22 protein-coding genes are annotated in these 25788 nt (G+C 68.1%); 11 read left to right on the plus strand and 11 right to left on the minus strand.

Annotated features, from left to right (window positions below):
• The first annotated feature begins 159 nt into the window (after positions 1–159).
• Positions 160–1113: a type I pantothenate kinase gene (coaA, locus tag E0H45_RS05225; RefSeq protein ID WP_131335124.1), complete on the plus strand. Its 954-nt coding sequence runs from the start codon at positions 160–162 to the stop codon at positions 1111–1113.
• Here coaA and E0H45_RS05230 read toward each other — a convergent pair.
• Positions 1094–2257 (minus strand): MFS transporter, encoded by a 1164-nt coding sequence (locus tag E0H45_RS05230; protein ID WP_131335125.1) that lies wholly within the window; start codon positions 2255–2257, stop codon positions 1094–1096. The genes coaA and E0H45_RS05230 overlap by 20 nt on opposite strands.
• Before the next feature lie 142 nt (positions 2258–2399).
• Entirely contained in the window at positions 2400–2879 is a 480-nt protein-coding gene (locus E0H45_RS05235; RefSeq protein WP_131335126.1) for a hypothetical protein, read from the minus strand.
• A gap of 66 nt (positions 2880–2945) precedes the next feature.
• Here E0H45_RS05235 and E0H45_RS05240 point away from each other — a divergent pair, with 66 nt between their 5' ends.
• The 6 genes from E0H45_RS05240 (at position 2946) to murQ (ending at position 11077) form a co-directional block, all read left to right on the plus strand.
• The gene (locus E0H45_RS05240; RefSeq protein WP_131335127.1) at positions 2946–3533 is read left to right on the plus strand and encodes a 4'-phosphopantetheinyl transferase family protein; all 588 of its coding nucleotides are present in this window, start codon (positions 2946–2948) and stop codon (positions 3531–3533) included.
• Between the two features lie 81 nt (positions 3534–3614).
• Entirely contained in the window at positions 3615–6185 is a 2571-nt protein-coding gene (locus E0H45_RS05245; RefSeq protein ID WP_238154808.1) for a glycoside hydrolase family 3 N-terminal domain-containing protein, read from the plus strand.
• A gap of 11 nt (positions 6186–6196) precedes the next feature.
• The gene (locus E0H45_RS05250; protein ID WP_131335128.1) at positions 6197–7480 is read left to right on the plus strand and encodes an exo-beta-N-acetylmuramidase NamZ family protein; all 1284 of its coding nucleotides are present in this window, start codon (positions 6197–6199) and stop codon (positions 7478–7480) included.
• A gap of 44 nt (positions 7481–7524) precedes the next feature.
• Positions 7525–9201 carry a serine hydrolase domain-containing protein gene (locus E0H45_RS05255; RefSeq protein WP_238154809.1) on the plus strand — a complete coding sequence of 559 codons (1677 nt, stop codon included), beginning with the start codon at positions 7525–7527 and terminating at the stop codon, positions 9199–9201.
• Positions 9202–9237: 36 nt separating this feature from the next.
• On the plus strand, positions 9238–10125 hold the full coding sequence (locus E0H45_RS05260) for a MurR/RpiR family transcriptional regulator (RefSeq protein WP_131335130.1): 888 nt from the start codon (positions 9238–9240) through the stop codon (positions 10123–10125).
• A 67-nt stretch (positions 10126–10192) separates the two neighbouring features.
• Positions 10193–11077 (plus strand): N-acetylmuramic acid 6-phosphate etherase, encoded by an 885-nt coding sequence (gene murQ / locus E0H45_RS05265; RefSeq protein ID WP_131335131.1) that lies wholly within the window; start codon positions 10193–10195, stop codon positions 11075–11077.
• On the opposite strand, the gene E0H45_RS05270 is transcribed toward murQ, so the two are convergent.
• The 7 genes from E0H45_RS05270 to E0H45_RS05300 all read right to left on the minus strand — a co-directional run bounded on the left by E0H45_RS05270 (position 11069) and on the right by E0H45_RS05300 (position 18628).
• Positions 11069–12232: a low temperature requirement protein A gene (locus tag E0H45_RS05270; protein WP_202872200.1), complete on the minus strand. Its 1164-nt coding sequence runs from the start codon at positions 12230–12232 to the stop codon at positions 11069–11071. The genes murQ and E0H45_RS05270 overlap by 9 nt on opposite strands.
• 10 nt (positions 12233–12242) lie before the next feature.
• The gene (locus tag E0H45_RS05275; RefSeq protein ID WP_131335132.1) at positions 12243–13688 is read right to left on the minus strand and encodes a ketol-acid reductoisomerase; all 1446 of its coding nucleotides are present in this window, start codon (positions 13686–13688) and stop codon (positions 12243–12245) included.
• A 75-nt stretch (positions 13689–13763) separates the two neighbouring features.
• A complete protein-coding gene (locus tag E0H45_RS05280) occupies positions 13764–14855 on the minus strand; it encodes a Gfo/Idh/MocA family protein (RefSeq protein ID WP_131335133.1) in 1092 nt (363 codons plus the stop codon).
• Positions 14848–15618, minus strand: coding sequence for a ThuA domain-containing protein (locus E0H45_RS05285; RefSeq protein WP_131335134.1), 771 nt, complete (start codon positions 15616–15618; stop codon positions 14848–14850). Before E0H45_RS05285 ends, E0H45_RS05280 begins: the two co-directional genes overlap by 8 nt.
• Positions 15619–15641: 23 nt before the next feature.
• Positions 15642–16445, minus strand: coding sequence for a carbohydrate ABC transporter permease (locus tag E0H45_RS05290; protein ID WP_131335135.1), 804 nt, complete (start codon positions 16443–16445; stop codon positions 15642–15644).
• Positions 16446–16455: 10 nt separating this feature from the next.
• Positions 16456–17394 (minus strand): carbohydrate ABC transporter permease, encoded by a 939-nt coding sequence (locus E0H45_RS05295; protein ID WP_202872201.1) that lies wholly within the window; start codon positions 17392–17394, stop codon positions 16456–16458.
• 4 nt (positions 17395–17398) lie between these two features.
• On the minus strand, positions 17399–18628 hold the full coding sequence (locus E0H45_RS05300) for a sugar ABC transporter substrate-binding protein (RefSeq protein WP_131335137.1): 1230 nt from the start codon (positions 18626–18628) through the stop codon (positions 17399–17401).
• Between the two features lie 149 nt (positions 18629–18777).
• Between E0H45_RS05300 and E0H45_RS05305 the strand changes: the two genes are divergently transcribed.
• Positions 18778–19842, plus strand: a complete 1065-nt coding sequence (locus tag E0H45_RS05305) for a LacI family DNA-binding transcriptional regulator (RefSeq protein WP_131335138.1) — start codon at positions 18778–18780, stop codon at positions 19840–19842.
• Here E0H45_RS05305 and ilvY read toward each other — a convergent pair.
• Together ilvY and E0H45_RS05315 are read right to left on the minus strand one after the other, a co-directional pair.
• On the minus strand, positions 19766–20599 hold the full coding sequence (gene ilvY / locus E0H45_RS05310; RefSeq protein ID WP_131335139.1) for an HTH-type transcriptional activator IlvY: 834 nt from the start codon (positions 20597–20599) through the stop codon (positions 19766–19768). The two genes, E0H45_RS05305 and ilvY, sit on opposite strands and share 77 nt — an antisense overlap.
• 193 nt (positions 20600–20792) lie before the next feature.
• Entirely contained in the window at positions 20793–21662 is an 870-nt protein-coding gene (locus E0H45_RS05315) for a LacI family DNA-binding transcriptional regulator (protein WP_131335140.1), read from the minus strand.
• Between the two features lie 73 nt (positions 21663–21735).
• On the opposite strand from E0H45_RS05315, the gene E0H45_RS05320 reads away from it, so the two are divergent.
• The 3 genes from E0H45_RS05320 (at position 21736) to E0H45_RS05330 (ending at position 25788) form a co-directional block, all read left to right on the plus strand.
• Complete coding sequence (locus E0H45_RS05320) at positions 21736–22944, plus strand: ROK family transcriptional regulator (RefSeq protein ID WP_131335141.1); 1209 nt, start codon at positions 21736–21738, stop codon at positions 22942–22944.
• A 146-nt stretch (positions 22945–23090) separates the two neighbouring features.
• Positions 23091–24785, plus strand: a complete 1695-nt coding sequence (locus E0H45_RS05325) for an ABC transporter substrate-binding protein (protein WP_131335142.1) — start codon at positions 23091–23093, stop codon at positions 24783–24785.
• A gap of 13 nt (positions 24786–24798) precedes the next feature.
• On the plus strand, positions 24799–25788 hold the full coding sequence (locus E0H45_RS05330; protein WP_131335143.1) for an ABC transporter permease: 990 nt from the start codon (positions 24799–24801) through the stop codon (positions 25786–25788).

Raw genomic sequence — 25788 nt, forward strand, 5'->3', positions numbered from 1 at the left:
GCGCGATACTTACACACCAGACGGTCACCACCTGGTGACCGAAAGTTTCGAAACCGTACCGTAGCTGAGACACACTGAAGACACTCTGGGACACTCTGAGACCAAGGCCACGCCCTCCCGATGTGGGTGCATCCGGCGCCGATGGGAACAATGGGCCACATGCTGCAGCCGTCGCGGGAGGTGACTCCCTACACCGAGCTCGACCGGGCCACCTGGGCGCAACTGGCCGAGACCACCGTCTCCCCGCTGACGGCGGACGAGGTCGAGCGGTTGCGCGGTCTCGGTGACGAGATCGACATGGACGAGGTCCGCGAGGTGTACCTGCCGCTGTCGCGGATCCTCTCGCTCTACGTCCGGCACGCCCGCGCGCTGCACGCCGACACCGAGAGCTTCCTCGGCAAACCGGCCGAGACCCGCACCCCGTTCGTGATCGGGATCGGCGGATCGGTTGCCGTCGGCAAGTCCACGACCGCGCGACTGCTGCGCGAACTGCTGGCCCGCTGGCCCGAGCACCCGCGGGTCGCGCTGGTCACCACCGACGGTTTCCTCTGGCCGAACGCCGAGCTCGAGCGCCGCGGCCTGATGCAGCGCAAGGGCTTCCCGGAGTCGTACGACCGCAAGGCACTGCTCCGTTTCGTGGTCGAGGTGAAATCCGGAATCGACACGGTCGAGGCGCCGGTCTACTCCCACCTGCACTACGACCGGATGGACGACGTACGGACGACCGTCGAGCAGCCCGACATCCTCCTGCTCGAGGGCCTGAACGTCCTGCAGCCGGCGCCCCGGCACGCCGACGGCAAGAGCGGCCTGGCGGTCAGCGACTTCTTCGACTTCTCGGTGTACGTCGACGCGGCCGCCGACGACGTCCGCTCCTGGTACGTGGCCCGCTTCCTCAAGCTCTGGGAAACAGCATTCCGCAACCCCGAGTCGTACTTCGTCCGGTACGGCGAGCTCAGCCGCGACGAAGCGATCAAGAAAGCGGAGTCGCTCTGGGACGGCATCAACGGCCCGAACCTGCGCGAGAACATCCTCCCCACCCGCTCCCGCGCCACCCTGGTCCTCCGCAAAGGCGCCGACCACGCCGTCCGCTGGGTCAGGCTGCGGAAGCTCTGACTGCGGGTACGACGGCCAGCGCGACGACTGCGGCGGTCAGGGCGAACGCGACCGGGTAGCCGGTGCCGCCGACGATCGCGCCGAAGGCCAGTGCACCGAGTCCCCAGCCGCCGTCGTACGCGAGGTTCCAGAGAGCGCTGACCTGGCCGTAGCGGGAGCGGTCGACGCGGTTGTACATCAGGGTCAGCGTCAGGTTCTGCGCGGCGCCGAAGCCGGCCCCGAAGCACGTGGAGCCGATCAGGATCGCGATCGGGCTGGGCAGGAAGATGAGCGATCCGGCCCCGACGGCGGCGAGCACGAGCGCCGGCGCAAGCAGCTTCGCAGGCCCGACACGATCGGCGTACCGACCAGCCAGCCAACGCGCCGCCGGCGCCGCGATCGCCTGCAACAGAAGGGCCGACGCGACCATCGACTGCCTGTCCCCAGCAACAGCCAGCGGCAGAAACGTAACGCTGATCCCCGCCGCAACAGTCACCGCCGCGAACACGAGAGTCGGCATCAACAACCCACTCCGCCGTACGCCGCCAAGCACCTTCACGTGCTGCTCTTCGACAGCGATCCGCGCCGGCAACCCGATCAGCATCACGAGCCCCGCCAGCGACGCGACGGCCGCCAGCACGAACAACGCACCGAACCCGACCACGTCGATCAGGTAAACCCCGAGCGGCAGCCCGATCACCGCAGGCACCCCAACCGCCACGCCGTACACCCCAAGCGCCTCACCACGACGAGCCGGCGGGGTGAGGTCAGCAACCAGCGCCACGGCCCCGACAACCAGGATCGCCAGCCCCGCGCCACGCACGATGCACACAGCAAGCACAACCGGCAGCGAAGCCGACGCCAACAGCATGAGCGAAGGCGCCCCAAGCAGAACCAGACCCAGCCCCAACACAACCTGATACCCCCACCGCGCCAACATCCGCGGCACGACCAACTCCACACCCACCGCAGAAAACATCATCGCCGCGGTAGACAGCCCCGCCCCAACACCCCCAGACCCGTTGGCTGCCAGGTACATCGGCACCACCGAGGTCAGCAGATACATGCTCAGGCCCGACCCGAACACCATCACCAACAACCGCACGAACTGCCTGCTCAGGAGCGGGCTGACGCTGACTGTCGGGATCTCGCACGCTGTGGTCATACCTAGAAGCTAAAGCGATACCGGTACGCCCTACAGATCCAGTTCCCCACCACCAGGGAGGACCAGTTCTCACGTCACTTTGTCGACAAACCCATCGTGGGATCCAGTCAGATGGTCGCGACACAGCAGCCAGCCACCAGACTCAGCCCGCTGCGGGGCCTAGTCGTTCGCGGGCTCTCGCTCGGATGGCCTTTGTCCTTCCCGCGTCTGCGAGCTGTTGCAGGATGTCCGCGTCGTCTGCTGCTTCGATCACACGGCGCTGAAGCCAGTCGGACCAGTCGTCCACATCCAGATTGCTCACATTCGGGTTTCCGTCAGCTATTCCTTCCAGGATCTCCAATTCTCGGATGCGTTTGCTGGGGAAGTCCCGAACCTCAGGTTTCAGATTCCTCACCCACGCCACGCGATCAGCCGGCGGAATACACGGAAAAGCTTCCACCACTACGGCAGCGGCGAGACTCTGGACGGGCTCAAGCTTCAGACCGGCGAGAAGATGTTCGCGAGCGGCGGACAACTGAACGGACCGGCGATAGAGATCCAACCGGGCATGTTCATCCTCCAGGTCGACCTCCCCGGCGCCAGTGAGTGACACCAAGAGTCTCAGTTCGTCCGAAAGTCCCATGCTCAGCATCCTCCCTTCACCCCGTACCGAACCATCGCGTCGGGCTCGGCGCGATACCTTCGGTTGGTGGGAAGTTCTGTCTACGTGTGGCTGGCAGCTGCTGGCGTCGAGCGCGGAGCGGCGGCCCACGACCTCCTGCTTGAGCTCGCGGGGACGCTCGTTGACCGGCCCATGCTGGTCCACGACGAGGCCGGGCGGCCGCACATCCCTGGGTTGGCGGTGAGCATCTCTTACACGCAGCACCTGATTGCCGTGGCTGCGGCGTACAGCGGGCCGGTTGGGGTCGACCTCGAGGAGGTTCGGGCGCGGGACTTCGAGGCGCTTGCCGGCCGTTGGTTTGCCCCACGTGAACTGGAGTGGATGAGGCGGCAGGGCGACGAGCTGGTCGCGTTTCTTCAGTTGTGGACGGGTAAGGAGGCGGTGGGGAAGGCGCTTGGGCAGGGGCTTCGGGGGTCGGGGTTGCGTCGTGAGATGCCCCTCGGGGGTGGGGCGGTCAAGTCGGCGCCCGGTCTGGTGGTGACGCACCTGCCCTGGCCGGGCGCGGTGCTCGCGGTCGCGGCGCCAGCCGGCCACGCGGTGCTCACGAGGGCGGCGCGTGACGTGGAGGTCGGCCGGCGGTCACCGACTCTTGACCCACCGTGCGCGCGTGGGTAACTTTCGCGTCGCGGGGGAGTATCTGTAATTCAATTACTTTGGCGCTCGCCCCTGCCCGCCCGGACTGAGTTGGTGACACCGATGGAACTGACCCGACGCCAGACTCTCGGCCTAGCGGCGGCCACCGTCGCAGGATCGACGGTCGCAGCCACCACGACCGCAAGCGCGAACACCAATCGCTGGGTCCGCGACACCCTGCGCCGGATGACGCTGGAGCAGAAGGTCGGCCAGCTGTTCGTCTGCTACGCGTACGGGCCGGCGGCCGACACCGCTGACGCCCGCAACACCAGCCTGTACGGCGTTGCGACGCCGGCCGAGGTGGTCGCCAAGTTCAACCTCGGCGGCGTCATCTACTTCACCTGGACCGACTCGACGAAGGACCCGCAGCAAATCGCCGGCCTGTCGAACGGCCTGCAAAAAGCATCGCTGACGAACACCGGCATCCCGCTGCAGATCAGCACCGACCAGGAGTACGGCTCGGTCGTCCGCGTCGGACCGCCCGCCACGCAGTTCCCCGGCGGTATGGCGCTCGGCGCGACCCGCTCGGCCGCCTTCGCGCGCGAAGCGGGCGCGATCGCCGGTCGCGAGCTGAAGGCCCTCGGCATCACCACCGACTTCGCGCCGGACGCGGACGTCAACGTGAACCCGCTGAACCCGGTGATCGGCGTCCGCTCCGCCTCCTCCGACCCTGCACTGGCCGCCGAGATCGTGGCCGCCCAGGTGAAGGGCTACCAGCGCGACGGCCGGATCGTCTCGACCGCGAAGCACTTCCCTGGCCACGGCGACACCGAGACCGACAGCCACGTCGGGATCCCGGAGATCCACCACACCCGCGAGGAGTGGACCCGGATCGACCTGCCGCCGTTCCAGGCCGCGATCCGGGCCGGCATCAAGTCGATCATGACCGCGCACATCGTCGTACCGGCGCTCGACCCGTCCGGCGACCCGGCGACGTTGAGCCGGCCGATCCTGACCGGGATCCTGCGGCAGCAGCTGCGGTTCGACGGCGTGGTGATCACCGACTCGCTGGGGATGAAGGGGGTCCGGGACAAGTACGGCGACGCGGAGATCCCGCTCCGGGCGATCGAGGCGGGCGTCGACCAGCTGCTGATGCCGGTCGATCCCGGACTGGCGTACAACTCGGTCCTCGACGCCGTCCGCGGCGGCCGCATCTCCGAGGCCCGCGTCGACGAGAGCGTCACGCGCATCCTCGCGCTCAAGTACGAGGGCGGTCTCGTCGACCGCCCGTACGTCGACCTGTCCCGCATCGCCAAGATCGTCGGTACGCCGGCCAACTACGCCGAGGCCCAGCGCATCGCGGACCGCAGTACGACGCTGCTGCGCAACGACGCCGATCTACTCCCGCTCTCCCCCGCGCCGCGCAAGATCGTCGTCACCGGCTATAGCCCCACCAACCTGGCGACCGCCCTGCAGAACCGGGGCGCGACGACGGCCGTGAAGGACACCGGCACCACGCCGACCGACGCGAAGATCGCCGACGCCCTGGCAGCCTCGGCCGCCGCGGACCTGACCATCGTGCTGACCAACAAGGCCTGGGACACCGAGGTCACCGACAAGCTGGCGAAACAGCAGAAACTCGTCAACGGCCTGCTCGCCACCGGCCGCCCGGTGATCGTCGTCCCGGTCCGCGACCCGTACGACGTCGCGTACTTCGACGCTCCGTCGACCACGCTGGTCACGTACGGAAGCACCGTGGTGTCGATGGAAGCACTCGCCAAGGTGCTGTACGGCGAGATCGCACCGACGGGCAAGCTGCCGGTCGAAATTCCCGCCAAGCCGGACCCGAACAACCCTGACCCGGCGCCGGTTCTGCACCCCTTCGGTCAGGGGCTCACGTTCGATCCGCGGGTGACCCGCCTGACAGTTGCCTCGTACAACATCCACGCGGGCGCCGGCGAGGACAACGTTTTCGACCTCGACCGCACCGCGCAGGCAATAAAAGCCTTGAACGCGGACATCGTCGGACTGCAGGAGGTCGACGTCCATTGGGGCGACCGCAGCCAGTGGCTGGACACGATCGCCGAACTCGCCGCGAAGCTCGGGATGTACCCGGCATTCGCGCCGATCTACGACCTCGACCCGCTGGCGGCCGGTCAGCCGCGACGCCAGTACGGCGTGGGCGTGCTGTCCCGCTTCCCGTTGGTGCGGACCGAGAACCACCCGATCACGCGACTCTCGACGCAGGATCCGAATCCGGTGCCCGCTCCGGCGCCAGGATTCCTCGAGGTGGAGGTCGACGTCCGGGGGCGGCGGGTGCACGTCTACTCCACCCACCTGGACTACCGCGGCGATCCGACCGTGCGGACGATGCAGGTCGCCGACACCGTCAAAATCCTGGCCCAGGACCGTCGGCAGGATCTGCAGGTCCTGGTCGGTGACTTCAACGCCGAGGCCGACGCGCCGGAGCTGGCCGGGCTCTGGACGCGGCTGACAGACTCGTGGACGGCGGCCGATGAGACGACAGGCGGACCGAACACCTATCCGGCCGTCGCCGCGAACAAGCGGATCGACTTCGTCACCGTCGGCAAGGGGCTGACCGTGCGAAGCGCCGAGGTACCAGCCGAGGTCCCGGTCGCCGAGGCCGCCAGTGACCACCGTCCGACGATCGCCGATCTCTCGTTCCGTTCCTGAGGAGACCTGTCATGAAGCGACGCAGTTTGCTCGCCGGCGCCGGTGCAGTCGCCGCCGCCCCGCTGATCGACGTACCCCAGGCCCACGCTGGGCAGACCGTGTCCAGCCGCAAGGTGATGACCGGCGCCGAGGTGCTCGCGAAGGACGACTGGCGCGCGTTGTCCGGCCAGAAGGTCGGCGTGATCAGCAACCCGACCGGGATCCTGCCGGACTTCACGCACGTCGTGGACACCATGCACGCGTCCGGCAAGGTGAACATCGTCGCGGTGTTCGGTCCAGAACACGGTTTCCGCGGCAGCGCGCAGGCCGGCGGTTCGGAGGGCGACCACGTCGACCCGCGCACCGGGATCATGGTGTACGACGCGTACGGCGCGAACGCCGACAAGCTGGTGCAGCTCTACACCCAGTCCGGCGTGGAAACCGTTGTCTTCGACATCCAGGACGTCGGCGCCCGGTTCTACACCTACATCTGGACGATGTTCGAGGCGATGCTGGCCGCGGTCCGCACCGGCGCCCGCTTCGTTGTTCTCGACCGCCCGAACCCGGTCGGCGGGTACGCGCGCGGCCCGATGCTGAAACCCGGCTACACGTCCGGTGTCGGCAAGAAGGAGATCATCCAGCAGCACGGTATGACCGTCGGCGAGCTGGCCCGGATGTTCAACGCCGAGTACCTCCCGCTGGAACCGAACGGTGGGCGCCTGCAACAACTCACCGTCATCGAGGCGAAGAACTGGAAGCGCGACCAGCTGTACGACGACACCGGCCTCACCTGGGTGATGCCGAGTCCGAACATGCCCACCCCGGACACCGCACTGCTGTACCCGGGCCTGTGCCTGTTCGAGGCGACCAACATGTCCGAGGGCCGCGGTACGACGCGACCGTTCGAGCTGATCGGCGCGCCGTACGTCGACTACAAGTGGGCGCAGGCGCTGCAGACCAAGAACATCCCGGGCGTCGCGTTCCGCGAGGCGTACTTCACCCCGACGATCAGCAAGAACGCGAACGTCCTGTGCGGCGGCGTCCAGGTGCAGATCACCGACCCGCACCGGGTCGAGGCGATCACCGCGGCGACGCACATGATCGTCGAGGCCCGTAAGCTCTACCCCGAATTCACCTGGCGGGCGGAGACCCCACCCGGCCGGTGGATCGACCTGCTCACCGGATCGGACCGGTTCCGGACCATGCTTTTGGCGGATGCGACCGCCGAGCAGATCGTGGCAGCCTGGAAGTCCGAGACCGACGCCTGGACTGCTCGGCGGGCGAAGGACCTTCTGTACAAGGGCGCGCACCGATGAGACGGCTCGGCGCGCTCACGATAGCTTCGGCGGTGATACTCACAATGGCTTCCCCTGCTGTTGCTGGCAGCAACAACTCCGGCCGGTTCGACCGGCCGTACGACGGCTATGCGCCGAAGACCACGCTGCTGCGTGACGCGACCCCGGCGAAGGCCGGCCTGGACCCCGCGCCGATCGACGCCGCGCTGGCCCAGGTCGCCGCCTGGACCCAGCCGAGCGGTGCGACGAAACCGCTGTACGCCGGCGCCGTCACGCTGCTCGGCCACGACGGGCAGATCGTCACCCGGACGGCGACCGGTCTGGCGCTGAAGTACGCCGACGGGCAGGGCACCGAGCTGCCGCCGGACCAGCAGATTCCGATGCGCACCGACACGATCTTCGACATGGCCTCGGTGTCCAAGCTGTTCACGTCGATCGTCGTGCTGCAACTGGTCGAGAAGGGCAAGGTCGACCTGGACGCGCCGATCGCGACCTACATCCCGGAGTTCGCGGAAAACGGCAAGGAAACGGTCACGGTCCGGCAAGCACTCACGCACACGAGCGGATTTCCGTCCTGGCTGCCGCTGTGGAGCGCGCAGCCGGATCCGGAGTCCCGTCTGCACATGGCGCTGACCGCCAAGCTGCTGAACGCACCCGGTACGACGTACCTCTACAGCGACCTGAACCTGATCGCGCTCGGCGAGCTCGCCCACCGGGTGACCGGGAAAACGCTGGACAAGCTGGTCGCCGACGGGATCACCAAGCCGCTGCAGATGCGCGACACCGGCTACAACCCGGATCCGAAGAAGAAGCCGCGGATCGCCGCCACGGAGTACCAGACCTCGCCGCCGCGCGGCATGGTGTGGGGCGAGGTGCACGACGAGAACGCCTGGTCCCTCGGCGGTGTCGCCGGCCACGCGGGCGTCTTCAGTACGGCCGACGACATGGCCGTCCTGGCGCAGACGTTCCTGAACGGCGGCAGCTACCGCGGCGCCCGGATCCTCAAGGAATCCTCGGTGACCGCGATGATCACGAACTTCAACCAGGGCTTCCCCGGCAACGACCACGGCCTCGGCTTCGAGCTGAACCAGCGCTGGTACATGGGCGGCCTGTCCGGACCGCGCACTGCCGGCCACACCGGCTACACCGGTACGTCGATCGTGATCGACTTCGACTCCCGCTCGTTCGCGATCCTGCTCACCAACCGCGTGCACCCGAGCCGCAACTGGGGCAGCAACAATCCGGCCCGCCGCGCGGTCGCCCAGGGCCTGGCACTCGCCCTCGGCGTCGGCCCACGGCACGGCAAGGACGCCTGGTTCTCCGGTACGACGGACAACGCGACCAGCACGCTCGACGTCAAGGTCGCCGTACCGGCCGAAGGTGCGAAGCTCGCGTTCGACCTGTTCGTCGACACCGAGGACACCGACCTGCTGTATCTGGAGACGTCCACGGACGGAACGACCTGGACGAAGGTTCCGTTCTCGGTCCGCGACCGGGGGTCGGTGATCGACACCGACGGCTCGATCAGCGGCTCCGGCGACCGGCACTGGCACCAGGTCACCGCCGATCTCACAGCCGGCGAGCAGACGATCCGCTGGCGGTACACGTCCGACCCGCTGTACCAAGGCCGCGGGGTGTACGTCGACGGTGTGAAGATCACGAGCGGGACTGGTCTTCTTCTCGACGGTGAACGAACGCCTGAATCATTTACCGCAACAGGTTGGAGACTTTCGCGTCGGTGACCCCATCTCGTGCATAGTCGCCGTACCGTGGCTGCCATGAATTCAACAACCTCTCCAGAACCCACGGGGCCGCTGCTGGTCCGGGTCCGCGCGGTGATGCCCGCGCTGGCGCCGGCCGAGCAGCGGGTTGCGAACGCGGTCCTCGCGGACCCGGGCGGAGTGGCGGCGATGACGATCTCCGAACTGGCCGAGGTGGCATCCACCTCGGAGACCACGGTCATCCGGTTCTGCAAGCAGATCGGCGTCCCCGGCTATCCGCAGCTCCGCCTGCAACTGGCGGCCCAATCGGCGCAGGAGAGCATCCGGCCGGAGGTCGGCGGCGACATCGAGCCGGGTGACTCGCTGGCCGACGTGGTCAGCAAGGTCGCGTTCGCCGACGAGCGGGCGGTCCGCGAGACCGCGCAGCAGGTCGACGTGGACGCGCTGGCCAAGGTCGTCGACGCGGTGGTGAACGCATCGCGGGTCGACCTCTACGGTTTCGCCGCGAGCGCGTTCGTCGCCCTTGACCTGCAGCAGAAGCTGCACCGGATCCGCCGGGTCGCGTTCGCCTGGTCGGACGTGCACATCGCGCTGACGAGTGCTGCGCTGCTCGGCGAGGGCGACGTCGCGATCGGTATCTCGCACACCGGCACCACGGTCGAGGTCGTCGAGGCCCTCGAGGAGGCGGCCAAGCACGGCGCCACCACGGTCGCGGTGACGAACTTCCCGCGCTCGCCGCTGGCCCGGACCGCGGACCTCGTGCTCACCACGGCCGCGCGTGAGACGACGTACCGCTCGGGCGCGATGGCCAGCCGGATCGCGCAACTGACGGTGATCGACTGCCTGTTCATCGGGGTCGCACAGCAGGTGCTGCCGGACGCCCGGAAGGCCCTCGAGGAGACCGCCAGCGCGGTCCGCGGGCACCGGCTCAAAGGATCCGACTGAGGTCGATCACTTCCGTCAACGATGAACGGAATTGAAAATCCTTCAGTAGAAAACTAACATCGATCCCGTGACCTCACCGACCGAGCAGCGCAACCCGAGGACGCTGGCCATCGATGCGGTGGGCACGTCCGAAATCCTCCAATTGCTGAACAACGAGGACGCCCTGGTCGCCGGGGCCGTCAGCGCGGTGATCCCGGAGCTGACGAAGGCCGTGGACGCCGCTGTCGAGGCGGTCCGGGGCGGCGGCCGGGTGCACTACTTCGGCGCCGGTACGTCGGGACGCCTGGCGACCCTGGACGCCGCCGAACTGCTGCCCACGTTCCACGTCCCGGACGGACTGGTGGTCGCCCACCACGCCGGCGGCACGGAGGCGCTGCTCCGCGCGGTCGAGAACGTCGAGGACTCCGAGGAGGGCGGCGCCCGGGACGCGGCCGCCGTCACCGGTCAGGACCTCGTCGTCGGCCTCGCTGCTTCCGGGAGCACGCCGTACGTCGCCGGCGCCCTGAAGGCCGCCCGCGCGGCCGGGGCGACCACCGTGCTGGTCACGTCCAACCCGGACGCCCCGCTGGCGCCGCTGGCCGATGTCGTGGTCGCCGCGGACACCGGCCCCGAGGTGATCGCGGGCTCGACCCGGCTGAAGGCCGGCACCGCGCAGAAGATGATCCTGAACGCGTTCTCGACGACGCTGATGATCAAGCTCGGGCGCACCTGGTCCAACCTGATGGTCGACCTGGTCGCGACGAACAAGAAGCTCCGCGGCCGGATGCTCCGCATCCTCGCAGAGGCGACGGGCGCCGACGAGGGCGCCTGCGAGGCGGCCCTGGCCGAAGCCGACGGCGAGCTCAAACCCGCCCTCATCCACCTCCTGACCGGCACCCCCATCCCCGCCGCCCGAGCCGCCCTGGAGGCAGCTCACGGCCGCGTGGCCACCGCCCTCGCCGAACTAGGCTGACCGCTCCACCGGTGGTCGCAGGACCAGCGTCACGACGATCAGGGCCATGAAGAGCGCGGTGAGCGCGAACGGGACCGGGATCAACGGGTCCAGCAGCACCAGTACGGCGCCCACCGGTACGACGATGTTGACCACGCGGTCGGCGTTGTCGCGAAGAGCGATCCACCAGATGCCGATGACGAAGATCGCGATCGGGATCGTCACCGTGTAGGACGCGGCGATCTCGCTCAGCTCGGTGTGGTGGGTGATGCTGTCGATCTCCACCTCGATCCCGGCCGAGAACGCGCCGGCCGCGGCGAACACGAAGTAGTGCACGTAGCCGTAGCGGATCGAGCGCGCGAACGACGTGATCGCGGTGTGGTGCGGCGGCCAGAAGTAGATCCACCAGAGCGCGGCGGTGACCACCAGCATGAGCACCGAGAGCGCGATCAGCTCGCCGAGGTGCTCGTGCTCATGGACGGCGTCGAAGATCGCGTTCGCCGAGGCGAGCAGGCTCTCGCCGAGCAGGATGAGCGTGAACAGGCCGTACCGCTCGGTGATGTGGTGCGGATGCCTCGGCGTCGACCAGCGCCGCTCCGCCACCAGCGGCACGGCCAGCTCGGCGAGCACGAACACGCACCAGGCGATGATCACGATCGTCTCGGACATCACCAGCGTTGTCAGCCACAGCACCTGCACGATCGCGATCCCGCCGGCGTAGCGGAGCGTCACCTGCCGGCTCTCCCCGGCCGAGCGGGATGCCCGTAGCCATTGGGCGATCATCGCGACCCGCATCACGACGTACCCGAACACCACCACGGTGAAGTCGTGGTCGGCGAAGACCGGCTCGATCCCGGCGGCGACGACCAGGACGCCGCTCATCTGCACGATCGTGAGCACCCGGTACAACCAGTCGTCGGTCGCGAAGGACGTGGCGAACCAGGTGAAGTTCATCCACGCCCACCAGACCGCGAAGAACACCATCGCGTAGGACATCACGCCGTCGGCGATGTGCTTCTCGGACAGCGCGTGGTGGAGCTGGGCCGCGGCGACACTCACCGCGACCACGAACACCAGGTCGAAGAACAGCTCCAGCGACGACGCGGTCCGGCCGGGCTCGTGCGGGTCCCGCGGCCGCATCGGAACCAGCCGCAACCGCGTCGTAGAGGGCGTCATGGCGCCTAGGCTAAACGGAGATGTCCACGGATGGGCGGAGCTCGGCGGCGGCGGCCAGGGCGTCGTGGGCGGGGTTGTCGAGGAAGCCCTTGATCAGGGCCGGGTCGGCGGGGCGGTCGAGGTGCGGCAGGGCGATCTGCTCGTACGCCGCCTGGAAGCGCGGACCCCAGCGCCGGGTGCCGAGCCGGGCGGTGCGGGAGCAGTTGTCGACCATGTAGGCGACGTCGCGGGCGTGCATGTACGGGAGGAGCGAGTCGACGGCCTCGATCACCGACTCGTTCACGATCTCGGACCACGCGTGACCGCGCGCCGCGAACTCGTCGACCTGCGCCATCATCGTCGCCACGAACAGCCCCGCGGTCAGTGGATCGATGCGGGCCGGTGCGGTGCCGCGGCGGGCGTGCACCTCGGCGCTGTGCGACCACATCGGGCTGCCGCCGATCTCGGTCATCGGGCGGGTGGCGAGCCGGCGTTCGGCCAGGATCACGCTGCGCAGTTCGGTGCCGTCGGCAACCTCGTCGTACACCTCGGCGACCAGGTCACGGGCCGGACCGTACGCCGCGGAGTACGCCCGGTCGAACAGCTCCTCGTCCCCGCTCGCCGCCCGCACCGCCGCGAGGCCGTCGGTCGAGATGGTCCGCGCGATCGGCCCGGTGATCGCCTCGGTGGACCGCACGTACGCCGTCACGGGGTCCGCGCCCTCGATCCGGAAGTAGCGGTACAGCGCCTCCACCAGACCGTGCACCGCTCCGAGCAGGATCGCCCGCTCACCGGCGATGTCCGACAGGTACTCGGACCGCAACGTGGTCGCGAACGTGTACGGCGACCCGAGTCCGATCGACCACGCGAGCGCCCGGTCCCACGCATGCCCGTCCGGATCCGCGTGTACGGCGATGCTCGCATTGATCCCGGCCCCGTTGACGGTCGCGCCCTGCTGGTACAGCCGCCGTACCGAGTCCCCCATGCCCTTGGGGCACACGGCGATCACCGGATGCCCCTCGGGGAAGGCGCTTCCGATCGAGGTCAGATGACCCAGCAGGAAACCGTGGGACAGGCCAATGGTCGCGCCGGGCTTCAGGACCGCGAAGATCTCCTCGTGCTGCGCCGCCAGCGCCGCGTCCGCGATCAGCAGGATCACCAGGTCCGAGGCCGCGGCGACCTCGAGCCAGTCCCCCAGCGTCCCGTTCTCCTCGGTGAACCCCTGCGTGCGCGCGTCCTCGACGGACCGGGACCCCGGGCGCAACCCCACCGCCACAGTGATCCCGGTCCCGGCGAGCGAGTCGCGCAGGTTCAGCGCCTGCGCACGTCCTTGCGGTCCCCAGCCCAGTACGCCGATCCGCTCCACACCGTGCAGCGCCGCAGGCAGTAACCCGAACAGGTCCCGCCCACCGCGCACGATGTCCTCGGACCCGCCCGGCACATCCATCCGCTCAACCCGAAACACCGAACTCTTCATGCCTCAAGTCAAAGGGCGGCACGGCCATTGCAGCAAGCGCAATGTCCGCACCGCCCCGTTGCAGGAACTGAAAGATCAGGGTTGCAGGCCGACTGCCTTCAACGGATCGGGCCAGGCCTTGAGCGCCGCGTGCAGGGCTGCGTCCTGGGTGGTTGCCAGCGCTTCGGTGTGGGCGGCGGTGATGACGTCAGCGATGTGGACGGGCGCGCCGGTGTCGGCGGATCGTACGGCGGCTTCGACCATGGCAAGGCTGACTACGTTGGAGTGGACTTCGGACTGCGGCGTTGTCGAACGGCGGACCGCGTCGACGAACTCGACCAGCGAACCCGCGATCTCCTGTGGTTCGTCGGCCATCACCGCGGGCAGTGCCTCACCGGACGCCAGCTCGGCGACCGGTGGGTTGTCCCCGTCCCAGGTCGCAGTACCGCCGGGGGTGCTCGCGCGCCAGCTGCCGTTCCAGGACGTCTCCAGTCCCGGCGCGCACCAGCTGCCGGTGAAGGAGAAGCGAGAGCCGTCGGCGTACGTGAAGATCGCGGAGGCGGCCGCGTTGCCGTCGAACCAGCTCCAGGGCGGGTTGTACGAGTCGCAGTACACCGACACCGGCTCAGACCCGATCAGCTTGCGGGACAGGTCGAACTGGTGGATCGCCATGTCGACCAGGAGCGGCTCGGCCATCCGCTCCCGGAACCCGCTGAAGTGCGGAGCCTTGTAGAACTCGCACGACAGCGTCCCGATCGGCCCGAGCTCGGCGAGCTGACGCTGGAACGCCGCGATGGCCCGGAAGTACCGGCGGGACTGCGAGACCATCAGGAGCTGTCCGCTCACCTCCGACGCCGCGACCATCTGCAGACACTCGCGCACCGTCTCGGCCAACGGCTTCTCGCAGAGCACCGGAAGCCCACGCAGCAAGGCGTCCACGCTCACCTTCGGATGCGCGACCGGAACCGTCACATCGATGACCGCATCCGCTCGATCGGCCAGTTCGCCGAGCGATGCCGCCACCGGTACGTCGCCGAACCCGTTCTCGTCGGCCGCGGTCCGGGCCACGTCGACATCGAGGTCGACGAGCCCCGCGAGGACGACGTCCGGGTTGGCGGCGATGGTGCGCAGCCAGGCGCGCCCCATCCCGCCGGCTCCGACCTGCAGCAGTCGCAAGGGTTCAGGCATCGGCAGGCTCCTCGATGGGTCCGGTGTACCCATGTCCGTTGAAGAAGTCGCCGGTCTCGTAGCGCAGCAGCGTCGGCACCGCGCGCTCGGGCCGGTCGGAACGGGCCCAGGCGACACCGTTCGCAATTACCTTACGCACGTCCTTGTGGTGATAAACCGGGAAGTCCTGGTCGCCCGGCGAGAAGTAGAAGATCTTGCCGTGCCCGCGACGGAACGTGCAGCCGGAGCGGAACACCTCGCCGCCGGAGAACGACGACACGAAGACCAGTTCGTCCGGGACCGGGATGTCGAAGAACTCGCCGTACATCTCCTGCTGCTCGATCACGATCGGGTGCGGGACGCCCTGCGCGATCGGGTGCGTCGGAGCGACCGTCCAGACCAGCTCACGGTCCCGCTCGCTGCGCCAGCGCAGCGTGCACGTCGTACCCATCAGCTTGCCGAAGATCTTCGACCAGTGCCCGGAGTGCAGCACGATCAGGCCCATTCCGGACAGCACGTGCTGGTACACGCGGTCGACCACCTTGTCCTCGACCTCGCCGTGCGCGGCGTGGCCCCACCAGACCAGTACGTCGGTTTCCGCCAGCACGTCCTCGGTCAGGCCGTGCTCCGGCTCGTCGAGGGTCGTGGTGGTGACGGTCGCCTCGAGGTTCTCGCGGATACCGGCGGCGATGGTCTCGTGCATGCCGTCGGGATAGATCTCCCGAACGTGCGGCTCGACCTGCTCGTGCCGGTTCTCGCCCCAGACGAGTACGCGAATCGTCATAGTTTCTTCCTTGTGTTTAAGGGTTATTTGACGGCTCCGCCGATGGCACCGGCGGCGATGTACTTCTGCGCGGCGATCAGCAGCACGATGGCCGGGACCGCCGAGAGGACCGCGGTCGCCATCACCGCGTTCCAGTTCTGCACCTGCGTGCCGAGATACTGGTAGATCCCCAGCGTCACCGGCCGGACGCCGCCCTTCGTGGTCAGCGTCAGCGCGAACAGGAAATCGCTCCAGGAAAACAGGAAACTGAACAGCCCCGCGGTGATCAGCGAGTTCTTGCTGATCGGCAGCACGATCGAGACGAACGCCCGGAACAAGCCGGCGCCGTCCACCCGCGCCGCCTCCACCAGCGACGGCGGCAGCGAGAGCATGAACGACCGCAGGATCAGGATCGCGAACGGGATCCCGCTGCTGCAGTTGGCGACGATCAGCCCCGGGATCGAGTTCAGCAGCCCGATCCGCTCGTACGCCGTGTAGAGCGCGTTCGCGATCACGATGCCCGGAATCATCTGTGAGATCAGGATCGCGAGCAGCCCGACCGACACCCAGCGGGACCGGAACTGCGACAACGCGTACGCGCACGGGGTCGCGATCGCGAGACTCAGCACCACGGTCCCGGCCGCGATGATCATGCTGGTGACGAGGTTTCCGCCCTGCTCGTCGAGAGCGCGTCTGTAGCCGGAAAACGTCGGATGCAACGGCAGGAAACCCGCAGTCAGGGTGTTTCCGGACGGCTGCAGCGAGGCGTTCAGCATCCAGTAGACCGGGAACAGCATCACGCACAGGATCAGTACGCCGATCACGGTGTACGCCGTACGTCGCATCATGCTCTTCCCCCTACTCGTCGACGGCACGGCGGGTGCCGCGCAGGTAGAAGATCGCGAACAGGAACGAGAGCGCGATCAGGATGTTGCTGAGCGCGGCGCCCTGGCCGAACTTGAAGTCGATGAAGGACTTCTCGTACGACTGGGTCGCCAGCGTCTGCGTCGCGTTCGCCGGTCCACCGCCGGTCAGACCGAGGATGATGTCCAGGACCTTGATCGTGTAGACGACACCGAGCATCAGCACCACGCTCGCGACCGACCGCAGGTTCGGCCAGGTGATGTAGAAGAACGCGCGCCACCCGGTCGCGCCGTCCAGCTGGCCGGCCTCGTAGAGCTCGTCGGGGATCTCCGCGAGACCGGAGTACAGCAGGGTCACGTTGAACGGGATGCCGATCCAGATGTTCACGCCGATCACCGCGATCAGCGCGACCGACGGCGAGTTCAGCCACGGCACCGGATCGTTGATCAGGTGCAGCCCCATCAGCGACCGGTTCAGGATGCCGCTGTCCTGCTCCAGGATCGAGCGCCAGGTCGCGCTCGACACGATCAGCGGCAACAGCCACGGCAGCAGGAGCAGCGAACGCAGCAGACCGCTCAACGGGAACTTCTTGTGGAAGAACAGCGCCAGCCCCAGCCCGATCGCGAACTGGAACGAGATCGACCCGATGGTGAACAGCGCGGTGTTCACCATCGCGTCCGAGAACAGCTTGTCCGTCACGACCGTGCTGTAGTTCTGCAGCCCGACCCACGGCGCGACCCCGGTGAAGAACGTCTTCAGCCCGTAGTCCTGCAGGCTCATCAACAGGTTCTTCACCACCGGGTAGCCGAACAGCGCCACCATCGCCACCGCAGCCGGTAGTACGAACAGCACCTTGGTGAGGGTCTCGCCCCGGTGGCGCCGGCCGCGCGACTTCGCGCGGCCGGCCACCGTTGTCCGTGTGAGCGTCACCATGCCGTCAGCCGCCGGAGGCCTGCTTGAAGGCATCCTGCGGCGAAGCCTTACCGGTCAGCGCCAGCTGGATCGCCTGGTAGATCACCTTCGCGGCGTCCGGCCACTTGTCACCGAGCTTGCCGGTCCGGGCGCGGGCCGTCTTCACCTGCTCGGCGAACGCCTTCATCGACGGCACCTCCTTGGCGTACTGGTCGAGCAGCGCGGTCTTGGTCGGAAGGGTGAACCGGGCCTTCGCCCAGGCCAGCTCGTTCTCGTCCGAGTTCAGGCACTTCACGAAGTCCGCGGCCTTCTGCTGCTTGGCCTGGTCCTTGTTCAGCGGGACCGTCCAGGCCTCACCACCGAGCGGCGCGACCGGCGTCTGGTCCGGCTTGTTCAGCGGGAACGTGACCACGTCCCACTTGACGTTCGGGGTCTTCTCCAACGCCGGGATCTGCCACGGGCCGTTCACCATCATCGCAGCCTTGCCGGCCGCGAACTGGTCCTTCGCGTCGCCCTGCGTCCAGTTGATGACGCTCTTCGACGCCGATCCCGACTTCACCAGATCCACCCACAGCTGCAGGGCTTCCGCCACCTGCGGGCTGGTCAGATCGGTCTCGTCACCGCCGTTGGTCCACATCGCCGGCAGGAACTGCCAGGAGCCTTCGTACGTCGCGTTGGCGTTGAACGCGATCCCGTACCGGCCGGGCTTGGTGAGCTTCTTCGCCGCGGCCTTCAGCTCGTCCCAGGTCTTCGGCGGCTGGACACCGGCCTCGGCGAGCATGTCCTTGTTGTAGAACAGCGCGATCGTGTTCGTCACCGGCGCCAGTCCGTAGAGCTTGCCCTCGTACGACGTCGCGTCGACCATGCCCTGGATGACGCCGTCGCTGTTCAGACCCATGTCGTTCAAGGGCGCGAGCGCACCGGTCGCGGCGATCTGCTGTACGTCGGGGTTGTCGAGCATCAGCACGTCGGGCAGCGTCTTCGACGAGGCCTGCTGCAGCACCTTCTGGATCAAGGTGTCACCAGGCACCGTCTCCCGTTGGATCGTGATGCCGAGCTTCGACGCGCAGGAGTCAAGTCCCTTTTGCACAAGGGACTTGTCCGGGTCGTTGTTGTAGTAGTCCAGGATCGTGAGGCTCTTGACGCTGTCGCCGGACGTGGACGACTGGCCGCCGCCGTTGTCACCGCAGGCGACCAGCAGGAGCGACACCGTCGTCGCACCCGCCAGCGCGGCGGCGATCCGCTTGCTGATCATGACATCGGACTCCTTCTAAGCGTTTAACCGAGGAACATGAGGAACGCGGTCGTATCTTGTGAAGTGGGCGGTAAACCGCTTAACTGAGGCGTTGAAGGACTATGTTCCGTACGTCACACCGCTGTCAAGAGTTCGGAGGGGGTCGATCGATGGTCACGATGAAAGACGTCGCTCAGCGCGCCGGGGTCTCGATCGCGACCGTCTCGTTCCTGCTGAACGACACCAAACCGGTCACGGCGGCGACCCGGGCGCGGATCGAGCAGGCGATGCTCGACCTCGGGTACCGCCGCAACATGGTCGCTCGCGCGCTGGCCAGCCGGCGGACCCACATCATCGCGATGGCCTACCCGGCGCTCGAACACCGGTTCGGGATGTCGACCTCGGAGTTCTTCACCAGCGCGGCCGAGGCAGCGCGCAAGGAGGACTACCACCTGGTGCTGTGGCCGGTCGGCAACGACGGCGTCGAGCTACGCGAGCTGCTGGGGCAGGGCCTGGTGGACGGCGTCGTACTGATGGAAGTCCAGCTGGTCGACCCGCGGGTCGACGTACTGCGCCAGTCCGGTACGCCGTTCGCGCTGATCGGGCGTACGACGGACCTCGACGGGTTGTCGCACGTGGACATCGACTTCGACGCCACTGTCGAGGACGCGGTCCGGCACCTGCGCGAGCACGGGCATCACGAGCTCGTGCTGATCTCCGGCGATCTGGACGATCCGCGGTTCCACGACTACGGCCCGTGGGTGCGCACCGAGGAGGCATACCGCCGCGTCGTCGCGTCGTACGACCTGCCGATCAGGATCATCCCCTGCTCCGACACCACCCAGGCCGGCAAGGCCGCCGCCGCTCGGGTGCTGACCGAGTACCCCGAGACCACGGCCATCCTGGTCCTCAACGAGTACGCCGCCTTGGGCGTCGTCGCCGGCCTCAAGCACACCGGTCACGACATCCCCGGCGACATCTCCGTCCTGTCCTTGCTGACGGTCCCCGAAACCGCCGCGATGGCCGATCCCGAACTCACCATGATGCGCACGCCCGGCCCCGAGCTCGGCCAACTGGGAACCCAGGCCCTCCTCCGCCAGCTCGAAGGCGACGACCCGCTCCCGCCGCAACTCGTCCCCGCCAAGCTCCACCCCGGAGCTACGGTCGCAGGTCCCAGAGCGCCGCGATCAAAGGCCGGTGCAGGTCGGCGCGGCGCGCGCAAAGCCCGATCGTGAGCGGTTCCAGGTCGGCCGGCAGCTCGACGAGCTGATCGCGGACCACGGACGACTCGAGCACGAGTCGCGGTACGACGCCGATGCCGCAGCCGAGGGCCACCAGCGCGAGCAGCGCTTCGTGCCCGTCCGGTTCGGCAGCAATCACCGGCTTCGTCCCGGTCTTCCGGAACCACCGGAACGCTGCGTCCCGGACAAGCCCGCGAGCCGGCACAACGAACGGCCCGCCGGACGGGCTCTCACGGGCTTTCACCAGGACGAGGTCGGTGACTGCGACGGGCCGGCTGACGAGGGTTTGCGGGAGGCGCTTGGGAATGCCCGCGACCGCAGCGTCGACCTCGCCTTCGTCCAGGCGGGCGAGGGCCGCGGCCGCGTCGCCGGTGCGGATGTCGAGGCGGATCTGAGGATGTTCCTCACGCAGCGGGGCCAGTAGGTCCGGCAGCAGGGTCTGACAGGCGGTGACGGTGGCGAAGATCCGGAGCTCGCCGGTCAGGCCGATCGGCTCGGCGGAGCCGGACCGGTAGTCCGCCCACAGTCCCAGCGCTTGTTCGGCGTACGTCGTGAACCGTCGCCCCTCCGCCGTCAGCACGACGCCCCGCGGCCCCCGGTCGAGAAGCTGCGCGCCGACCCGGGTCTCCAGCCGCTGGATCGTCCGCGTCAGCGTGGCCGCGCTGACATGACACTCCAAACTGGTGCGCCCGTAGTTGAGCGTCCGCGCCAAATGCAGGAACAACTCCAACTCACGATGCTCTGCACTCACTTCTGGGATCACCTCAGGCCTCGACCTTCACGCGGGTCTGCCGGCCCACGCACCAGCATCGCCCGCTGCCTCCCAACACGAGGGGATATCCGTCCGCGTGTTGGGTTCTCCCCTCGCATACCAAGGGAGAACCCCCAACGGGACGGGATATCCCCTCGTGTTGGGCTGCCGGCCGGCGAGCACGACCAGGCGGTCACGGACCTGCTGGGAGTCGTGTCCCCGGTTTCGCCGTTGACTGAGCGAGGCGGATCGTCGGTTTTGGGACCTGGTACGTCGTAACGTCGCCGCCCTGCATGACCGTGAGGATTGCCTCGCCGACGATCGTGCCGAGACCGTGGACGTCGACCGTGACGACACTCAACGGCGGATGCGCCAACCGGGCGACGGCCGTGTCGTCCCACGCGATCACGGACAACTGGTCGGGGATGCGAACGCCCAGGTCCTTGGCCGCGGCGAGACCGCCGATCGCCATCAGGTCGTTGTCGTACACAACGGCCGTCGGGACCTGGCTGCCGGTCAGCAACTGCCGGGTCGCCTCCCGGCCCGAGCCCTCGGAGTAATCGCCCTCGATGACCCGGCCCTGGACGTCCCGCTCCGCGCAGGTCTCCATGAAGGCGTCGTCACGCGCCTGGCAGTGCAGCATGTCCCGCGGGCCGCTCACCCGCGCGATATCGCGATGCCCGAGATCCGCGAGCGCACGAACGGCCGCCCGGGCGCCCTCGGCGTTGTCGACGAGCACGTTGGTGATCGGCGCCTGCAGCTCCGGCCCGCCGAGCAGCACCGCCGGCACCGCCAGCCGCTCGAGCTCGGCGAGCCGCGGATCCTTCGCCCGGAGGTCGACCATCACGATGCCGTCGACGTGGTCGTTCGCCACCCAGCGCTGCCAGATCGCGATCTCGTCGGCGATATCCGCCGCGAACTCGATCAGCAGACTCACCCGCCGCCCGTCGAAGACCTCCTCGATCCCCTGGACGACGTCGGCCATGAACGGCTCCATCCCGAGCAATCGCCCAGGACGCGCCAGCACCAGCCCGGCGATCCGCTCCCGCGTCACCTGCTGCATACACTGCCCTCCAAGGCCATCGAAGCCACTATATTCACAGACCTAACAAACTCAGCAGAGAGCGGATGTCCCGATGCAGCAGGTCAGCGACGCGTCGCGATCACCGGGTTACGACCCGGCACCGACGAACAGTCGTGCCCTCATTGTGGACAGCATCCGCTCCGCGGGCACGGTCAGCCGGGTGGAACTCACCCAGATCACCGGCCTCACCGCCCCCTCGGTCACCACGCTGGTCCGGCGGCTGATCGACGACGGCCTCGTCGACGAGGCCGGTCGCGGCTCGTCCACCGGTGGCAAGCCTCGCACGATGCTGCGGATCCGGGCAGCAGCCCGGTACGTCGTCGGCGTCCATCTGAGCGCCGACAGCCTGACGTACGTGCTGGTCGACTACGCCGGCGCCGTCGTGGCCCGCTGGCGGCGCGCCGGGCCGGGCGACGACAGCGATCCGGAGCAGGTCGTGGAGCGGATCGCGGCCGAGACGACCGAGCTGATCGAGCGCTCGGGCGTCGACCCGTCGCTCGTCCTCGGGCTCGGCTTCGTGTGTCCCGGGCCGCTGATCCGCAACCGCGGCGTCACGTCCGCGCCGCCGTCGATGACGCACTGGGTCGGCTTCCCGATCCATCGCCGGCTGGAGGAACGGCTCGGCCTGCCCGCGCTGCTGGAGAACGACGCGACCGCGGCCGCTGCGGGCACCCGGCTCACCACCAGCCACGACGTCTCGGTGATGGCCGCGCTGTTCATGAGCGAGGGCATCGGATCCGGCCTGCGGCTGAACGGGAACGTCTACCAGGGCGCCCACGGCAACGCCGGCGAGGTCGGACACATCTGCGTTCAGATCGGCGGGCCGCAGTGCTGGTGCGGGAGCACCGGCTGCCTGGAGGCGATCGCCGGTCCCGCCACGGTCGTCGCCAAGGCGCGCGCGGCGGGCCTCGATCTCGGATCACCGCGGCGTACCGGGGTCGCGGCGTTCGCGGCCATCGCCCGGCTGGCGCTGACCGGGGACTCCCGGGCCGAGGCGATCCTGCGGGACTCCGCGTCCTGGCTCGCGCTCGGCGCGCAGACGATCACCAACATGTACGACGTCCAGCTGCTGGTGCTGACCGGGCCGGCGTTCGCCGTCGCCGGGACGATCTACCTGCCGATCATCCAGGAGCGGATCCTGAGCTCCGCGTTCGGGCGTGCCGTGAACACCGAAGTGGTGCTCGACGAGCGCGGTCATGACGCCGCCGCGATCGGCGCGGCGCTGATGATGCTCCGCTCGGATCTCGCGATCTCCGCCTAGCCAGAGCCCTCTCCTACGCTCCGCTGTCGAATCGTTACGTTTCTGACCCCTTGCGCCTTGTTTATTAGGCGAACTAAGTTACGGCCAGCTTCCCTGGCGGGTGCCGGGTGACGCGTTCGACGACCGCGTTGGAAAGGAATCGATCAATGCTCCGGAACCCGACGAAACGCCCACGCCTGCGGCGCCTGGTGAGCGCCGCAGCTGCCGCCACCGCCACCACGCTCCTGCTCGCCGCCTGCGAGGGCGCCGCCGCCGGCAACCAGACCGCCGCCAAGGACGCCTCCATCACGGTCGCAGCCGGCGACATCACCACCGAGAACTTCAACCCGTTCAGCAGCACCGCGCTGCAGCCGACGCTGGGCGTCATCTACGAGCCGCTGTACTGGTACAACTTCGCGAAGCAGTCGGACCCGACGCCGGTGCTCGCCTCGGGCTTCTCGTGGAACGCCGCCGGGACCGAGCTCACCATCAAGACCCGGCACGACGTGAAGTGGAACGACGGCCAGCCGTTCACCGCGAAGGATGTTGCTTTCACGTTCAACCTGGTCGCGAAGACGCCGGCGCTGAACCCGTCCGGCCTCGCCGCGATCGCGAAGGCCACGTCGGACGACACCGCCGTACTGACCTTCAAGTCGAAGTCCCTGATGCAGGAGCCGGCCGTGCTCGCCAACCAGGCGATCGTGCCCGAGCACATCTGGAAGGACATCAAGGACCCGACGACGGACCTCAACAAGAACCCGGTCGGCACCGGGCCGTTCAAGGTGAAGTCGTACACGCCGCAGAGCTTCGTGCTGACGAAGAACGAGCAGTACTGGGAGGCGGGCAAGCCCACCATCAAGGAGGTGCGCTACCTGCCGGTGGCGTCCGCGGACGCCGCCAGCGCCGCCCTGGTCGCGGGCAAGGTCGACTGGGCCAGCGCCTATCTGCCCGGCATCGACAACATCATGAAGTCCGGCAAGAACCTGACCTACGTGAACACGCCGGTGATGACGACGGTCGTCGTGACGTGTTCCAACGCCGCCCTCGGGTGCGCAGGACCGCAGACCGACCCGGCCGTCCGCAAGGCGATCTACTTGGCGATGAACCGCGAACAGCTCGCGAAGCTGGCCGGCGGCGGTGTCGCGGGCGTCGGCTCGCCGACCATGCTGCTCCCGGGCCGCGACGACAACTGGATCGCCGACGCCGGTGCGGCGAAACTCCCGCAGAGCGCGAACGCCGACGAGGCCGGCAAGCTCCTCGACGCGGCCGGATGGACGAAGGGCAGTGACGGCGTACGGACGAAGGACGGCAAGCGGCTGTCGCTGACCGTCCAGACCGTCACCGGGTGGAGCGACTACATCCTGATCAACGACACCCTCAAGCAGCAGCTAGCCGCGGCCGGCATCGAGCTCAAGCCGAGCCAGGTGTCCTGGAACGAGTGGAACGCCGCCCAGACCAACGGCAAGTTCCAGCTGTCGCTGGACTCTGTCGGCCTCGGCGCGTCCACGAACCCGTACTTCACCTACGACAGCAAGCTCGCCACGACGAACACCGCACCGGTCGGCAAGTCCGCGTCGGCCGGCAACCAGTCCCGGTTCTCGAACCCGGCCGTGGACGCCGCGCTCAAGACGGCCGCCGGTACGACGGACCAGGCCGCGCAGAAGGCGGAGTACGCGAAGATCCAGTCGATCATCGCGGACCAGCTGCCCTACATCCCGGTCTACGTGAACTCGATGCTCACCGAGTTCAACACCTCGCGAGCGACCGGCTGGCCGACCAAGGACAACATGTACGTCCTGCCCGCGGCCTGGAAGGCCTGGGACGCCGGCATCGTCCTCAAGACGATCAAGCCCGCCAGCTGAGCGCGGGCCGGCCGTGCGCTATCTGCTACGGAAACTCGCCTTCTACGTCGTCGCACTCTGGGCGGCCCTGACGCTGAACTTCCTGGTTCCCCGGCTGATGCCGGGGAACCCGGTCGACCTGATGCTGTCCAAGCTCGCGACCAAGGGACCGGTCACGCCGACCACCCGGAACGCGATCGAGGCACTGCTCGGCACGGACACCCACTCGTCGCTGTGGAGCCAGTACTGGACCTACCTGCATCACCTGGTCACCGGCGACCTGGGTACGTCGATCGCGTACTTCCCGGCGCCGGTGTCCCAGGTCATCGGCCAGACGCTGCCCTGGACCGTCGGCCTGATCGGTCTCGCGACGTTGATCTCGTTCGCGATCGGGATCCTGCTGGGACGCGCCGCCGGCTGGCGGCGCGGTTCCTGGGTCGACAACCTGATCCCGGTCACCACGATGCTGCAGTCGGTGCCGTACTTCTGGCTCGCACTGCTGCTGCTCTTCCTGCTCGGCAGCACCTGGCCGGTCTTCCCACTGAGCGGCGGGTACGACGTGTACTCCGTGACGCCGGGCTGGAGTCTGCCGTTCGCGCAGTCCGTGCTGTACCACGGAGCTCTGCCGGCGTTGACGATCGTCATCTCGTCGGTCGGCGGCTGGATGCTCGGGATGCGCAACATGATGGTCTCGACGATGTCCGAGGACTTCGTGGTGACTGCCGAGGCGAAAGGCCTGACGCCGGGCCGGATCCGGTCCCGGTACGTCGCCCGGAACGCGGTCCTGCCGTCCATCTCCGGGTTCGCGATCTCGCTCGGTTTCGTGGTCGCCGGGTCGATCGTCACCGAGGCGGTGTTCTCGTACCCGGGGATCGGCTCGGCACTACTGCTTGCTGTGGGCAACAACGACTACGCGCTGATGCAGGGCGTCTTCCTGATCATCACGCTCGCGGTCCTCGGCGCGAACCTGCTCGTCGACCTCCTGTACGGCGTCATCGACCCACGCACCCGTGCGCGGTCCTAG

Origin of the sequence: Kribbella soli (assembly GCF_004331345.1) — a bacterium.
Classification (GTDB): domain Bacteria; phylum Actinomycetota; class Actinomycetes; order Propionibacteriales; family Kribbellaceae; genus Kribbella; species Kribbella soli.

What these genes read in the sequence shown, in the direction of transcription:
- E0H45_RS05245 (WP_238154808.1), top strand. Translation starts at nt 3,615, where the DNA reads ATGGAACTGACCCGACGCCAGACTCTCGGCCTAGCGGCGGCCACCGTC.
- E0H45_RS05295 (WP_202872201.1), bottom strand. Translation starts at nt 17,394, where the DNA reads ATGGTGACGCTCACACGGACAACGGTGGCCGGCCGCGCGAAGTCGCGC.
- E0H45_RS05250 (WP_131335128.1), top strand. Translation starts at nt 6,197, where the DNA reads ATGAAGCGACGCAGTTTGCTCGCCGGCGCCGGTGCAGTCGCCGCCGCC.
- E0H45_RS05260 (WP_131335130.1), top strand. Translation starts at nt 9,238, where the DNA reads ATGAATTCAACAACCTCTCCAGAACCCACGGGGCCGCTGCTGGTCCGG.
- E0H45_RS05270 (WP_202872200.1), bottom strand. Translation starts at nt 12,232, where the DNA reads ATGACGCCCTCTACGACGCGGTTGCGGCTGGTTCCGATGCGGCCGCGG.
- E0H45_RS05320 (WP_131335141.1), top strand. Translation starts at nt 21,736, where the DNA reads ATGCAGCAGGTCAGCGACGCGTCGCGATCACCGGGTTACGACCCGGCA.
- E0H45_RS05235 (WP_131335126.1), bottom strand. Translation starts at nt 2,879, where the DNA reads ATGGGACTTTCGGACGAACTGAGACTCTTGGTGTCACTCACTGGCGCC.
- E0H45_RS05290 (WP_131335135.1), bottom strand. Translation starts at nt 16,445, where the DNA reads ATGATGCGACGTACGGCGTACACCGTGATCGGCGTACTGATCCTGTGC.
- E0H45_RS05280 (WP_131335133.1), bottom strand. Translation starts at nt 14,855, where the DNA reads ATGCCTGAACCCTTGCGACTGCTGCAGGTCGGAGCCGGCGGGATGGGG.
- E0H45_RS05305 (WP_131335138.1), top strand. Translation starts at nt 18,778, where the DNA reads ATGGTCACGATGAAAGACGTCGCTCAGCGCGCCGGGGTCTCGATCGCG.
- coaA (WP_131335124.1), top strand. Translation starts at nt 160, where the DNA reads ATGCTGCAGCCGTCGCGGGAGGTGACTCCCTACACCGAGCTCGACCGG.
- E0H45_RS05255 (WP_238154809.1), top strand. Translation starts at nt 7,525, where the DNA reads ATGGCTTCCCCTGCTGTTGCTGGCAGCAACAACTCCGGCCGGTTCGAC.
- E0H45_RS05275 (WP_131335132.1), bottom strand. Translation starts at nt 13,688, where the DNA reads ATGAAGAGTTCGGTGTTTCGGGTTGAGCGGATGGATGTGCCGGGCGGG.
- E0H45_RS05315 (WP_131335140.1), bottom strand. Translation starts at nt 21,662, where the DNA reads ATGCAGCAGGTGACGCGGGAGCGGATCGCCGGGCTGGTGCTGGCGCGT.
- E0H45_RS05285 (WP_131335134.1), bottom strand. Translation starts at nt 15,618, where the DNA reads ATGACGATTCGCGTACTCGTCTGGGGCGAGAACCGGCACGAGCAGGTC.
- E0H45_RS05325 (WP_131335142.1), top strand. Translation starts at nt 23,091, where the DNA reads ATGCTCCGGAACCCGACGAAACGCCCACGCCTGCGGCGCCTGGTGAGC.
- E0H45_RS05230 (WP_131335125.1), bottom strand. Translation starts at nt 2,257, where the DNA reads ATGACCACAGCGTGCGAGATCCCGACAGTCAGCGTCAGCCCGCTCCTG.
- E0H45_RS05300 (WP_131335137.1), bottom strand. Translation starts at nt 18,628, where the DNA reads ATGATCAGCAAGCGGATCGCCGCCGCGCTGGCGGGTGCGACGACGGTG.